The following is a 13,667-nucleotide window of genomic DNA, read 5'->3' on the forward strand; positions in this document are numbered from 1 at the left end:
TGATGAGCAAGAAACCCATCGACACCTACAAGCAGGTCAAGACTGCTCAGGAAGTCAGCCCGTACCGTGCCGTGCAGATGCTTCTGGACGGTGCCCTGGAGCGCGTTTTGCTGGCACGCCAGGCTCAACTGGAAGGGGATATCGAGATCCGTGGCCTGGCCGTGGGCAGCACCATCACCATCCTCGGTGTGCTGCAGTCCAGCCTGGACAAGCAGCTGGGCGGGGAAATCGCCGAGAACCTCGATGCGCTCTACGACTACATGACCCGGCGCCTGGCAGGCGTTGCGCTGGACGACACGCCGCGCAGCCTGGACGAAGTACAGCAGCTGCTCAGCCAGATCAAATCCGCCTGGGACGCCATCGGTCCCGAGGTCGAGCCGGCTGCGGCGGCGGAGTGATTCTTCCGTTTTGCCGCTAAAGCCGCGCCCGGGATTGCCGATACAAGGACAGTAGTCAGGCAATTTCAGCGGAGCGATCATGAACGCGATGGCGGCCCTCAAGCAGTACCAAACCGTCAACACCCAAGCTCAGGTAGCCGATGCCAGTCCGCATCGTCTGATCCAGATGCTGATGGAGGGCGGTCTCTCCCGTCTGGCCCAGGCCAAGGGCGCCATGCTGCACGGGCAGGCCGCACAGAAAGGCGAGCTGATCAGCAAGGCCATTGGTATCATCGGCGGCCTGCGCGAAGGGCTGGATCAGCAGCGCGGCGGCGAAGTGGCCGTCAACCTGGATCGTCTTTACGAATACATGGTGGCACGCCTGGTCGAGGCCAATGTCACCAACGATGCGGCTATCCTCGACGAGGTCGCCGGCCTGTTGCGCAACGTCAAGTCCGGTTGGGATGCCATCAGCCACTGATGGGCCAGCAGAAGGGGAATACCATGAGTTCGTCCGTCCAGCTCCTTGAAGCCACCGGAAGCGCCCTGCGCGATGCCCTGCAGCGTCGCGACTGGACCGCCATCGGTGAGCTGGATGCGCAGTGCCGCCAGGCCGTGGAAGAGGCCATGGTCGAAGCGGTGCGCGACGAGGGGCTGCTGCAGCAGCGCATGCAGGAGCTGCTTGACCTCTACCGGGAACTGGTCGCCACCTGCCAGGCCGAGCAGCGTCGCCTGGCCGGGGAGCTGGTCCAGCTCAACCAGTCGCAGCAGGGCGCCAAGGTCTATCAGCTGTTCACCTGAGCCAGGCCTCCTTCCTGGAGGCTTTCCCGGGCATCTACGGACTATTGCGGATGCCGTCGGGATTCATGGAAAAATCTACGCCATAAAATTGACTCTTGTCTGATTTTTGACTTTACTAGTGGCCAATTGCCGTTGTCGCTTGTGATTCCGCTCGGCGACCCCCTCTCCCAGCCCTCGAGCCAGAACAGAACAAGATGTGGCGTGAAACCAAGATCCTCCTGATTGATGACAATGCCGAACGCCGCCGCGACCTGGCGGTGATTCTCGGTTTCCTCGGTGAAGACCACCTGGCCTGTGGCAGCAGCGACTGGCGCCAGACGGTGGACAAGCTCGAATCCAGCCGCGAAGTGCTCAACGTCCTGCTCGGCGACGTGACCGCCAAGGGCGGTGCGCTGGAGTTGCTCAAGCAGCTCGCCGCCTGGGACGAGAACCTGCCGCTGCTGCTGATCGGTGAGCCGGCTCCGGCCGAGTGGGCCGAGGACCTGCGCCGCCGCGTGTTGGCCAGCCTGGAGATGCCGCCCAGCTACAACAAGCTGCTCGACTCCCTGCACCGTGCCCAGGTCTACCGCGAGATGTACGACCAGGCCCGTGAGCGCGGTCGCCAGCGCGAGCCCAACCTGTTCCGCAGCCTGGTCGGCACCAGCCGGGCCATCCATCAGGTACGCCAGATGATGCAGCAGGTGGCCGATACCGAGGCCAGCGTGCTGATCCTCGGCGAGTCCGGTACCGGCAAGGAAGTGGTGGCGCGCAACCTGCACTATCACTCCAAGCGTCGCGAGGCGCCCTTCGTGCCGGTCAACTGCGGCGCGATCCCGGCGGAGCTGCTAGAGAGCGAGCTGTTCGGCCACGAGAAGGGCGCTTTCACTGGCGCCATCACCAGCCGGGCCGGGCGCTTCGAGCTGGCCAACGGCGGCACCCTGTTCCTCGACGAGATCGGCGACATGCCGCTGCCGATGCAGGTCAAGCTGCTGCGTGTGCTGCAGGAGCGCACCTTCGAACGGGTCGGCAGCAACAAGACCCAGAGCGTGGATGTGCGCATCATCGCCGCCACCCACAAGAACCTGGAGAAGATGATCGAGGAGGGGACCTTCCGTGAGGACCTCTACTACCGCCTCAACGTCTTCCCGATCGAGATGGCGCCGCTGCGCGAGCGTGTGGAAGACATCCCGCTGCTGCTCAACGAGCTGATCTCGCGCATGGAGTTCGAGAAACGCGGCTCCATTCGCTTCAACTCCGCCGCCATCATGTCGCTGTGCCGCCATGACTGGCCGGGCAACGTGCGCGAGCTGGCCAACCTGGTCGAGCGCATGGCGATCATGCATCCCTACGGGGTGATCGGTGTCGGCGAGTTGCCGAAGAAGTTCCGCCACGTCGACGACGAGGACGAGCAGCTGGCCATCAGCATCCGCGAGGAGCTGGACGAGCGTGCGGTGATCGGTGCCGGCCTGCCGGGTATCGCCAATGCCGCCATGCTGCCGCCGGAAGGCCTGGACCTGAAGGACTACCTGGGCAACCTCGAGCAGGGCCTGATCCAGCAGGCGCTGGACGATGCTGGTGGCGTGGTGGCGCGTGCCGCCGAACGCTTGCGCATTCGCCGCACCACCCTGGTGGAGAAGATGCGCAAGTACGGCATGAGCCGTCGCGACGAGGAGGGTAGTGACGAGGACTGATCGGCCTCTCGTCTCGCCCAATTAAGCCGGAGCTTTGACGCAAGCTCCGGCTTTGTTTTTTAAGCTTTTGAAAATAAAGGATTATTTTTTAGGCATGGGGATTGCTAAGACTCTTCTGTCCGACCGTCTGCTGACGGTTCGCCAGCCGAGAGAAGAGCATGAGCCAAGCCGCCCCACAGCCAGACATCCCTGATAGCAGCGCCGCAGCGCCGGTCGAGCAGGCCAGTCGCGCCAGCCTGGAACAGGCCTTCGCCCTGTTCAATCAGATGTCCACCCAGCTGAGCAGTTCCTACAGCATGCTGGAGGCGCGGGTGAACGAGCTCAAGGGCCAGCTGGCCCTGGTCAGTGCCCAGCGCATGCAGGAGCTGGCGGAGAAGGAGCGCCTGGCCAACCGTCTGCAGAGCCTGCTCGACCTACTGCCTGGCGGTGTCATCGTCATCGACGGCCAGGGTGTGGTGCGCGAAGCCAACCCGGTGGCCCGCAGCCTGCTCGGTAAGCCGCTGGTGGGCATGCTCTGGCGCGAGGTGATCGCGCGCAACTTCGCGCCGCGCGAGGACGATGGACACGAGATTTCCCTCAAGGACGGGCGCCGCCTGTCCATCGCCACCCGCTCCCTGCAGGGCGAGCCGGGGCAGCTGGTGCTGTTGACTGATCTGACGGAAACCCGGCGCCTGCAGGACCAGCTGGCCCGTCACGAGCGCCTGTCCGCCCTCGGCCGGATGGTCGCCTCGCTGGCCCACCAGATCCGCACGCCGCTGTCCGCCGCGCTGCTGTATGCCAGCCATCTATCCGAGCAGGAGCTGCCGTTCGCGCAGCAGCAGCGCTTTGCCGGGCGCATCAAGGAGCGCCTGCACGAGCTGGAGCACCAGGTGCGCGACATGCTGGTGTTTGCCCGTGGCGAGCTGCCGCTGCCCGATCGCATCGCTCCTAACGCCCTGTTCGATGCCCTGCGCGGCGCCGCCGAACCCCATGTGCTGGGTATGCAGGTGCGTTGGCAGTGCGACGCTCGCCTGGGCGAACTGCTGTGCAACCGCGACACCCTGGTCGGCACCGTGCTCAACCTGATCGAGAACGCCATCCAGGCCGGTGGCCGCGAGGCGCGCCTGAAGATTCACCTTTATGCGCGCGGTAACAGCCTGCGCCTGTGCGTCAGCGACAACGGCCCGGGCATCGACCGCGCCACCCTGGCGCGCCTCGGCGAGCCGTTCTTTACCACCAAGACCACCGGTACCGGCCTCGGCCTCGCCGTGGTCAAGGCGGTGGTGCGTGCCCACCAGGGCGAACTGCGCCTGCGCTCGCGCGTCGGCCGTGGCACCAGCGCCACCCTCGTATTGCCGCTGATCTCTGCGGCGCAACCGGATAATCAGGAGTAAGCCCATGACTGCCAAGGTTCTGCTGGTCGAAGACGACCGCGCGCTGCGCGAGGCCCTTGCCGACACGCTGATGATCGGCGGGCATGACTTCCGCGCCGTGGAATGTGCCGAGGATGCGCTTGCCGCGCTGGGCGAGGAGGCCTTCGGCCTGGTGGTCAGCGACGTCAACATGCCCGGCATGGACGGTCACCAGTTGCTTGGCCTGATCCGCGCACGTTATCCGCAATTGCCGGTGCTGCTGATGACCGCCTACGGCGCCGTGGAGCGCGCGGTGGAGGCCATGCGTCAGGGCGCCGCCGATTACCTGGTCAAGCCGTTCGAGCCGCGCACCCTGCTGGAGCTGGTGGCACGCCATGCGCTCGGCCGCATCAGTGCCGGCGAAGGCGAGGGCCCGGTGGCCTGCGAGCCGGCCAGCCAGCAGCTGCTGGAGCTGGCCGCGCGGGTGGCCAGGAGCGACTCCACCGTGCTGATCTCCGGCGAGTCCGGCACCGGCAAGGAGGTACTGGCGCGCTATATCCACCAGCAGTCGACCCGTGCCGACGGTCCCTTCATCGCCATCAACTGCGCGGCGATTCCCGACAACATGCTCGAGGCCACCCTGTTCGGCCACGAGAAGGGCGCCTTCACCGGTGCCATCGCCGCCCAGCCGGGCAAGTTCGAGCTGGCCGATGGCGGTACCATCCTCCTCGACGAAATCTCCGAGATGCCGCTGAGCCTGCAGGCCAAGCTCCTGCGCGTGCTGCAGGAACGCGAGGTGGAGCGGGTCGGCGCGCGCAAGCCGATCAGCCTGGACATCCGAGTGCTGGCCACCACCAACCGCGACCTGGCTGGCGAAGTGGCCGCCGGGCGCTTCCGCGAGGATCTCTACTATCGCCTGTCGGTGTTCCCGCTGGCCTGGCGCGCCCTGCGCGAGCGTCCCGCCGACATTCTGCCGCTGGCCGAGCGCCTGCTGGCCAAGCACGTCAAAAAAATGAACCATGCCGCCGTGCAGCTCTCGCCGCAGGCTCGCGCGGCCCTGGTGGCGCATTCCTGGCCGGGCAACGTGCGCGAGCTGGACAACGCCATCCAGCGTGCCCTGATCCTGCAGCAGGGCGGGCTGATCCAGCCCCATGACCTGTGCCTGACCGCGCCCATCGGCATGGCGCCGATGCCCGCCGCGCCAGCCGTGAGCCTGGTGGTCAGCAACCCGCTTGCCGGCGCGCCGCTGGCCGGTGGCGCGCCGGCGAGTGCAGAGCCCGGCGTTGCCGAGGGCGCTGGCGCCCTGGGCGAGGACCTGCGCCGCCGCGAGTTCCAGATGATCATCGACACCCTGCGTGCCGAGCGTGGCCGGCGCAAGGAAGCCGCCGAGCGCCTTGGCATCAGCCCGCGCACCCTGCGCTACAAGCTGGCGCAGATGCGCGATGCCGGCATGGACGTCGAGGCCTATCTCTACGCCAGCTGATGGCCGGGATGGGTGGCCATGCGGCCAACCCATCCCGTTCCGCGCAGGCTCACTGTTCCCCTCTTGGCCCGCCACTGTGCGGGTCTTTGTTTTTTTGGCACTGTGCTTGCAGATACCTCTGCAAAAGCCGCGCAGCGTCAAAAAACCGCGGCAGCTGGAGGAAGAAAGGTCATGAGCCAGGGTGTCGAATTCAATCGCCTGATGTTGGAAATGCGCTCCATGCAGATGGAGGCCATGGCCAAGATCAAGCCCGTGCAGGTTGCTGCGCCGGAGCCGGGTGCGCCAAGCTTCTCGGAGATGCTCGGCCAGGCGGTGAACAAGGTGAGCGAGACGCAGCAGGCCTCCAGCCAGCTGGCCACGGCCTTCGAGATGGGGCAGGGTGGTGTCGATATCACCGATGTGATGATCGCCTCGCAGAAGGCCAGTGTGTCTTTCCAGGCCATGACCCAGGTGCGCAACAAGCTGGTCCAGGCCTACCAAGACATCATGCAGATGCCGGTCTAACGGGGCGGAGTTGAGTCATGGCTGAAGCAGTCGCTGCAAACGTACCCGCCACCACTGGCGCCGAAGAGGCGAAGAAGCCGCTGTTCGGGCTGTCCTTCCTGGAAAACCTCTCCGAGATGTCCATGCTGCGCCAGATCGGCCTGTTGGTCGGCCTGGCCGCCAGCGTGGCGATCGGTTTCGCCGTGGTCCTGTGGTCGCAGCAGCCGGACTACAAGCCGCTGCTGGGCAACCTGGCCGGCATGGACAGCAACCAGGTGATGGAGGTGCTCAACGCCGCCGACATCGCCTACACCGTGGAGCCGAATTCCGGTGCGCTGCTGGTCAAGTCCGACGAGCTGGGCCGCGCACGCATGAAGCTGGCCGCCGCCGGCGTAGCGCCCAGCGATGGCAACGTCGGCTTCGAGATCCTCGATCAGGAGCAGAGCCTGGGCACCAGCCAGTTCATGGAGGCCACCCGCTACCGCCGCGGCCTGGAAGGCGAGCTGGCGCGCACCATCTCCAGCCTGAACAACGTCAAGGGTGCCCGTGTGCATCTGGCCATCCCGAAGAGTTCGGTGTTCGTGCGCGACGAGCGCAAGCCGACCGCCTCGGTGCTGGTCGAGCTGTACCCGGGCCGCAGCCTGGAGCCGAGCCAGGTGATGGCGATCGTCAACCTGGTGGCCACCAGCGTGCCGGAACTGACCAAGTCGCAGGTCACCGTAGTCGACCAGAAGGGCAACCTGCTGTCCGACCAGCAGGAGCTGTCCGAGCTGACCATGGCCGGCAAGCAGTTCGACTACACCCGGCGCATGGAAAGCCTGTTCACCCAGCGCGTGCACAACATCCTGCAGCCGGTGCTGGGCAACGGCCGCTACAAGGCCGAGGTGTCCGCCGACGTCGACTTCAGCGCGGTGGAATCCACCTCCGAGATGTTCAACCCGGACCAGCCGGCCCTGCGCAGCGAGCAGCAGGTCAACGAGCAGCGCTCCAGCAGCCTGCCGCCGCAGGGCGTGCCGGGTGCTCTGAGCAACCAGCCGCCGGGCGCCGCCAGCGCTCCCGAGCAGGCCGCTGCCCAGCCGGCGCCGGCCGGCCCGGTCGCCCCCGGCCAGCCGCTGCTGGACGCCAACGGCCAGCAGATCATGGACCCGGCCACCGGCCAGCCGATGCTGGCGCCGTACCCGGCGGACAAGCGCGAGCAGTCCACCCGCAACTTCGAGCTGGACCGTTCGATCAGCTACACCAAGCAGCAGCAGGGCCGTCTCAAGCGCCTGTCGGTGGCCGTGGTGCTGGATGACAAGGTCAGCATCAATGCCGAGACCGGCGAGGTCACCCGCACCCCCTGGGACGCCGAGGACCTGGCCCGCTTCACCCGCCTGGTGCAGGACTCGGTGGGCTTCGATGCCAGCCGCGGCGACAGCGTCAGCGTGATCAATGCGCCGTTCTCCGCCGAGACCGGCGAGGAAAGCATCGAAATCCCGTTCTACTCGCAACCCTGGTTCTGGGACATCGTCAAACAGGTACTGGGCGTGCTGTTCATCCTGGTCCTGGTGTTCGGCGTGCTGCGCCCGGTGCTCAACAACATCACCGCCGGTGGCAAAGGCGCCGGTGCGTCCGGCGAGGGCGACGTCGAACTGGGCGACATGGGTGGCCTGGAGGGCGAGCTGGCGGCCGACCGGGTGAGCCTCGGCGGGCCGCAGAGCATCCTGCTGCCCAGCCCGTCCGAGGGGTATGATGCACAGTTGAACGCCATCAAGAGTCTGGTGGCAGAAGATCCGGGCCGTGTGGCCCAGGTAGTCAAAGAGTGGATCAACGCCGATGAGTGACAATCGTGCTCCTGCCAAGCTGAACAAGGTCGACAAGGCCGCCATCCTCCTGCTGTCCCTCGGCGAGACCGACGCGGCCCAGGTGCTGCGCCACCTCGGCCCCAAGGAAGTGCAGAAGGTCGGCGTGGCCATGGCCGGCATGCGCAACGTGCAGCGCGAACAGGTCGAGCAGGTGATGGGCGAGTTCGTCGACATAGTCGGCGACCAGACCAGCCTGGGCGTCGGCTCCGACGCCTACATCCGCAAGATGCTCACCGCGGCGCTGGGCGAGGACAAGGCCGGCAACCTGATCGACCGCATCCTGCTCGGCGGCAGCACCAGCGGCCTGGACAGCCTGAAGTGGATGGAGCCGCGTGCGGTGGCCGACGTGATCCGCTACGAACACCCGCAGATCCAGGCCATCGTGGTCGCCTACCTGGACCCGGACCAGGCCGCCGAAGTGCTCAGCCACTTCGACCACAAGGTGCGCCTGGACATCGTGCTGCGCGTATCCTCCCTGAATACCGTGCAGCCGGCCGCGCTCAAGGAGCTCAACCAGATCCTCGAGAAGCAGTTCTCCGGCAGCGCCAACACCACCCGCGCCAGCCTCGGCGGGGTCAAGCGCGCGGCCGACATCATGAACTTCCTCGACAGCTCGGTGGAAGGCCAACTGATGGACTCCATCCGCGAGGTGGACGAGGACCTGTCCAGCCAGATCGAGGACCTGATGTTCGTCTTCGACAACCTGGCCGACGTCGACGACCGCGGTATCCAGGCGCTGCTGCGCGAGGTGTCCTCCGACATCCTGGTGCTGGCGCTCAAGGGCGCCGACGAGGGGATCAAGGAGAAGGTGTTCAAGAACATGTCCAAGCGCGCCGCCGAGCTGCTGCGCGACGACCTGGAGGCCAAGGGCCCGGTGCGCGTCAGCGAAGTGGAGACGGCGCAGAAGGAAATCCTCACCATCGCCCGGCGCATGGCCGAGTCCGGCGAGATCGTCCTCGGCGGTGCCGGCGGCGAGGCGATGATCTAAGCCATGGCTCCCAAGGAAGCACCCAGCGAGCTGATCCGCGCCAAGGACGTGGTGGAGTTCGACCGCTGGGCGATACCCAGCTTCGATCCGCAGGTCGAGGAGGCCCCCGAGCCTGAGCCGCAACCCGAGCCGGAGCCCGAACCGCAGATCGAGGAGGTGGCGGTCGAGGACGTCAAGCCACTGACGCTGGAGGAGCTCGAGGCGATTCGCCAGGAGGCCTACAACGAAGGCTTCGCCACCGGCGAGAAGGACGGTTTCCGCGCCGGCCAGCTGAAGGCCAAGCAGGAGGCCGAAGTCGCCCTGGCGGCCAAGATCGCCAGCCTGGAGGAGCTGATGGGGCACCTGCTGGAGCCCATCGCCAACCAGGACCGCGAACTGGAGCAGGGCCTGGTCAACCTGGTCAGCCAGATGACCCGCCAGGTGATCCAGCGCGAGCTGGCCACCGACTCCAGTCAGATCCGCCACGTGCTGCGCGAAGCGCTCAAGCTGCTGCCGATGGGCGCCAGCAATATCCGCATCCATGTCCATCCGCAGGACTTCGAGCTGGTCAAGGCGCTGCGCGAACGCCACGAGGAAAGCTGGCGCATCCTCGAGGACGAGAGCCTGCAGCCCGGCGGCTGCCGGGTGGAGAGCGAGAGCAGCCGCATCGACGCCAGCGTCGAGACGCGCCTGGCCACGGCGCTCAAGCAATTATTCGAGCAGCAGCGGGCGCAGGCCACCCAGCCGCCGGAAGCCGACATCCAGGTCGACCTCGGAGGCCCCGATGCGCCTTGAGCGCACCAGCTTCGCCAGACGCCTGGCCGGCTACGCCGATGCCATAGACCTGCCGGCCCAGCCGGTGGTGGAGGGCCGCCTGCTGCGCATGGTCGGCCTCACCCTGGAGGCCGAGGGCCTGCGTGCCGCGCTGGGCAGTCGCTGCCTGGTGATCAACGACGACAGCTATCACCCGGTGCAGGTGGAGGCCGAGGTGATGGGCTTCGCCGCCGGCAAGATCTACCTGATGCCGGTCGGCAGCCTGGCCGGCATCGCCCCCGGGGCCCGCGTGGTACCGCTGCCGGATACCGGCCGCCTGCCCATGGGCATGTCCATGCTCGGCCGGGTGCTGGACGGCGCCGGCCGTGCGCTGGACGGCAAGGGCGGGATGAAGGCCGAGGACTGGGTGCCGATGGACGGCCCGACCATCAACCCGCTCAACCGCCACCCGATCAGCGAGCCGCTGGACGTCGGCATCCGCTCGATCAACGGCCTGCTCACCGTCGGCCGTGGCCAGCGCCTGGGCCTGTTCGCCGGTACAGGCGTGGGCAAGTCGGTGCTGCTGGGCATGATGACCCGCTTCACCGAGGCCGAGATCATCGTGGTCGGCCTGATCGGCGAGCGGGGCCGCGAGGTCAAGGAATTCATCGACGAGATCCTCGGCGAGGAGGGCCTCAAGCGTTCCGTGGTGGTCGCCTCGCCGGCCGACGATGCGCCGCTGATGCGCCTGCGCGCGGCCATGTACTGCACACGCATCGCCGAATACTTCCGCGACAAGGGCAAGAACGTCCTGCTGCTGATGGATTCGCTGACCCGCTTCGCCCAGGCCCAGCGCGAGATCGCCCTGGCCATCGGCGAGCCACCGGCGACCAAGGGCTACCCGCCCTCGGTGTTCGCCCGTCTGCCGCGCCTGGTCGAGCGCGCCGGCAACGCGGAGGCCGGAGGTGGCTCGATCACCGCCTTCTACACCGTGCTCTCCGAGGGCGACGACCAGCAGGACCCGATCGCCGACGCCGCCCGCGGCGTGCTCGACGGACACTTCGTGCTGTCGCGCCGGCTGGCCGAGGAAGGCCACTATCCAGCCATCGACATCGAGGCCTCGATCAGCCGGGTCATGCCCCAGGTGGTCAGCCCCGAGCACCTCAAGCTGGCGCAGCGCTTCAAGCAGCTGTGGTCGCGCTACCAGCAGAGCCGCGATTTGATCAGCGTCGGCGCCTATGTGCCGGGTGGCGATGCCGACACTGACCTGGCCATCGCCCGCCAGCCGGCCATGGCCCGCTACCTGCGCCAGGGCCTGGAGGACAGCGAGCCGATGGAGGCCAGCGTCAGCCAGCTGGCGCAAGTGTTCAACCCGCAAGCGCAGGCCTGATAGATGGCGGTCAGCCGTGCCGCGCGCCTGGCGCCGGTGGTCGAGATGGCCGAGCGCGCCGAACGCGAGGCGGCCCGCCAGATGGCGCACATGCAGGGCCTGCTGGCCAAGGCCGAGGCGCAGCTGGGCGAGCTGGAGCGCTATCGCGCCGATTACCAGCAGCAGTGGATCAGCGAGGGCAGCAAGGGCGTTTCCGGCCAGTGGCTGATGAACTACCAGCGCTTTCTCAGCCAGCTGGAAACCGCCATTGGCCAGCAGCTGCAGAGCATCAACTGGCACCGGCAGAACCTGCAGAAGGCGCGGGCCGCCTGGCAGCAGCGCTATGCGCGGGTGGAGGGCCTGCGCAAGCTGGTCCAGCGCTACCTGGACGAGGCCCGCGCGGCCGAGGACAAGCGCGAGCAGAAGCTGCTCGACGAGCTGTCGCAGCGCTTGCCACAGAGGGATCAGGGCTGAATCGCGGTTGCCGCCGTCACGCTCGGGTGCTACATCTTGTCTGCACAAGAACCAACAAGGAGTTCCACATGGCCATCACCGCGCTGCCCTCGAGCGACGGACAGGAGCTGACCATCCATATCCAGGGCCGCTTCGACTTCTCCGCGCATCAGGAATTCCGCGATGCCTACGAGCGGGTGAGCGCCACGCCCAAGCGTTATGTGGTCGACCTCAAGGGCGCCACCTACCTGGACAGCTCGGCCCTGGGCATGCTCCTGTTGCTGCGCGACCACGCCGGCGGCGACCATGCGCGCATCAGCCTGGTCAACTGCAACCCCGACGTGCGCAAGATCCTCTCCATCTCCAACTTCGAACAGCTGTTCCAGATCGGCTGATCACCATGACCGGGCGCCTGTCCATCCTGATCGCCGAGGACAGCGCGGCCGACCGCATGCTGCTGTCCACCATCGTCAGCCGCCAGGGGCACCGGGTGCTGACCGCGGGCAACGGCCTGGAGGCGCTGGCGCTGTTCGAGCAGGAACGCCCGCAGCTGGTGCTGATGGACGCCCTGATGCCGGTGATGGACGGTTTCGAGGCCGCGCGGCGGATCAAGGAGCTGGCCGGCGAGGAGCTGGTGCCGATCATCTTCCTCACCTCGCTGACCGAAAGCGAAGCCCTGGTGCGCTGTCTGGAGGTGGGCGACGACTTCCTCGCCAAGCCCTACAACCAGGTCATCCTGGATGCCAAGATCCGTGCCATGGATCGCCTGCGCCGCCTGCAGGACACGGTGCGCCGGCAGCGTGACCTGATCGCCAAGCACAACGAGCATCTGGTCAACGAGCAACGGGTGGCCAAGGCGGTGTTCGACAAGGTGGCCCATTCCGGCTGCCTCAATGCCGCCAATATCCGCTACCTGCAGTCGCCCTTCGCCCTGTTCAATGGCGACCTGCTGCTGGCCGCGTTCAAGCCCTCCGGCGGCATGCACGTGCTGCTCGGCGACTTCACCGGCCACGGCCTGCCGGCGGCGATCGGCGCCATGCCGCTGGCCGAGGTGTTCTACGGCATGACCGCCAAGGGCTTCTCGATGGCCGAGATCCTGCGCGAGATGAACGCCAAGCTCAAACGCATCCTGCCGGTTGGCGTGTTCTGCTGCGCCACGCTGCTCAACCTGAGTTTCCAGCGCCGGGTGGTGGAGGTATGGAACGGTGGCCTGCCGGATGGCCACCTGCTGCGCGCCGCCACTGGCGAGCGGGTGCCGCTGGTGTCGCGCCATCTGCCGCTGGGTGTGCTCGAGCCGGCGTCCTTCAAGGACGACTACGAAGTTCACCCGCTGGAGGCGGGCGATCGCATCTTCCTGTTGTCCGACGGCGTGCTGGAGACCCGCGATGCCGCCGGCCATCTGTTCGGCGAGGAGCGCCTGCTGCAGGTGTTCGCCGCCGGTCACCCGCCGGCAGACATGTTCGACGAGATCCAGCGGGCCCTGGCGGCTTTTCGCGGCGAGGCCCAGGACGATGTCAGCATGATCGAGCTGTGCATGGCCGAGGAGGGCGAGCTCAGACGCCCGGCGCTGTCCTTTTCCGACAGCGGGCAGAGCAGCCCGCTGGACTGGTCGGCCAGCTTCGAGTTTCGTGCCGAGACGCTCAAGCGCTTCAACCCGCTGCCCTTCCTGCTGCAGCTGCTGATGGAAGTGCAAGGCCTGCGGGCCCAGGGCGGGGCGCTCTACACCGTGCTGGCCGAGCTCTATTCCAATGCCCTGGAGCATGGCGTGCTGGGCCTGGACTCGGCGCTCAAGGCCGATGCCCAGGGCTTTGCCCGCTATTACCAGGAGCGTGGTTCGCGCCTGCAGGGGCTGCAGGATGGTTTCGTACGCTTCGACCTGCACCTGAGCCCGGAAGCCGAGGGCGGGCGCCTGAGTATCGGCGTGCAGGATAGCGGCGCCGGTTTCGACGTGGCCGGCACCTTCGCCCAGCCGGCCGATTGCGGACGCCTGAGCGGGCGCGGCCTGCACCTGGTGCGCAAGCTGGCCGACCAGTGCCAGTGGAGCAGCGATGGCCGCGGCGTGAGGGTGGAGTTTCGCTGGCCAGTGTGACGGTGATGGCGTATTGCCAATATGCGCAGGCGACGCGCCTCCCATCT

Annotated in this window: 14 protein-coding genes; all 14 read left to right on the top strand. The window is 66.9% G+C overall.

What is annotated here, in order from left to right; translation table 11 throughout:
- Positions 1–2 precede the first annotated feature (2 nt).
- The gene (fliS, locus tag AAG092_RS00825; protein WP_110683704.1) at positions 3–398 is read left to right on the top strand and encodes a flagellar export chaperone FliS; all 396 of its coding nucleotides are present in this window, start codon (positions 3–5) and stop codon (positions 396–398) included.
- A gap of 79 nt (positions 399–477) precedes the next feature.
- Positions 478–858, top strand: a complete 381-nt coding sequence (gene fliS, locus AAG092_RS00830; RefSeq protein ID WP_373388111.1) for a flagellar export chaperone FliS — start codon at positions 478–480, stop codon at positions 856–858.
- A 23-nt stretch (positions 859–881) separates the two neighbouring features.
- On the top strand, positions 882–1,178 hold the full coding sequence (fliT, locus tag AAG092_RS00835; protein ID WP_373388112.1) for a flagellar protein FliT: 297 nt from the start codon (positions 882–884) through the stop codon (positions 1,176–1,178).
- 194 nt (positions 1,179–1,372) lie between these two features.
- Positions 1,373–2,848 (top strand): sigma-54 dependent transcriptional regulator, encoded by a 1,476-nt coding sequence (locus AAG092_RS00840; protein WP_373388113.1) that lies wholly within the window; start codon positions 1,373–1,375, stop codon positions 2,846–2,848.
- A gap of 158 nt (positions 2,849–3,006) precedes the next feature.
- Complete coding sequence (locus AAG092_RS00845; RefSeq protein WP_373388114.1) at positions 3,007–4,221, top strand: PAS domain-containing sensor histidine kinase; 1,215 nt, start codon at positions 3,007–3,009, stop codon at positions 4,219–4,221.
- Positions 4,222–4,225: 4 nt separating this feature from the next.
- Positions 4,226–5,662 (top strand): sigma-54-dependent response regulator transcription factor FleR, encoded by a 1,437-nt coding sequence (fleR, locus tag AAG092_RS00850; RefSeq protein ID WP_373388115.1) that lies wholly within the window; start codon positions 4,226–4,228, stop codon positions 5,660–5,662.
- 171 nt (positions 5,663–5,833) lie between these two features.
- Entirely contained in the window at positions 5,834–6,166 is a 333-nt protein-coding gene (fliE, locus tag AAG092_RS00855; protein ID WP_110683709.1) for a flagellar hook-basal body complex protein FliE, read from the top strand.
- A gap of 17 nt (positions 6,167–6,183) precedes the next feature.
- Positions 6,184–7,968 carry a flagellar basal-body MS-ring/collar protein FliF gene (fliF, locus tag AAG092_RS00860; RefSeq protein ID WP_373388116.1) on the top strand — a complete coding sequence of 595 codons (1,785 nt, stop codon included), beginning with the start codon at positions 6,184–6,186 and terminating at the stop codon, positions 7,966–7,968.
- A complete protein-coding gene (fliG, locus tag AAG092_RS00865; RefSeq protein WP_110683711.1) occupies positions 7,961–8,977 on the top strand; it encodes a flagellar motor switch protein FliG in 1,017 nt (338 codons plus the stop codon). The genes fliF and fliG overlap by 8 nt, the downstream gene beginning before the upstream one ends.
- Before the next feature lie 3 nt (positions 8,978–8,980).
- The gene (gene fliH, locus AAG092_RS00870) at positions 8,981–9,751 is read left to right on the top strand and encodes a flagellar assembly protein FliH (RefSeq protein WP_373388117.1); all 771 of its coding nucleotides are present in this window, start codon (positions 8,981–8,983) and stop codon (positions 9,749–9,751) included.
- Positions 9,741–11,099, top strand: coding sequence for a flagellar protein export ATPase FliI (fliI, locus tag AAG092_RS00875; protein WP_373388118.1), 1,359 nt, complete (start codon positions 9,741–9,743; stop codon positions 11,097–11,099). Before fliH ends, fliI begins: the two co-directional genes overlap by 11 nt.
- A gap of 3 nt (positions 11,100–11,102) precedes the next feature.
- Positions 11,103–11,552: a flagellar export protein FliJ gene (gene fliJ, locus AAG092_RS00880; RefSeq protein WP_110683714.1), complete on the top strand. Its 450-nt coding sequence runs from the start codon at positions 11,103–11,105 to the stop codon at positions 11,550–11,552.
- Positions 11,553–11,620: 68 nt separating this feature from the next.
- The gene (locus tag AAG092_RS00885) at positions 11,621–11,926 is read left to right on the top strand and encodes an STAS domain-containing protein (RefSeq protein ID WP_021702607.1); all 306 of its coding nucleotides are present in this window, start codon (positions 11,621–11,623) and stop codon (positions 11,924–11,926) included.
- A 5-nt stretch (positions 11,927–11,931) separates the two neighbouring features.
- Complete coding sequence (locus AAG092_RS00890; protein WP_373388119.1) at positions 11,932–13,620, top strand: SpoIIE family protein phosphatase; 1,689 nt, start codon at positions 11,932–11,934, stop codon at positions 13,618–13,620.
- The last annotated feature ends 47 nt before the right edge of the window (positions 13,621–13,667 follow it).

This window comes from Pseudomonas alcaligenes (genome assembly GCF_041729615.1).
Classification (GTDB): domain Bacteria; phylum Pseudomonadota; class Gammaproteobacteria; order Pseudomonadales; family Pseudomonadaceae; genus Aquipseudomonas; species Aquipseudomonas alcaligenes_B.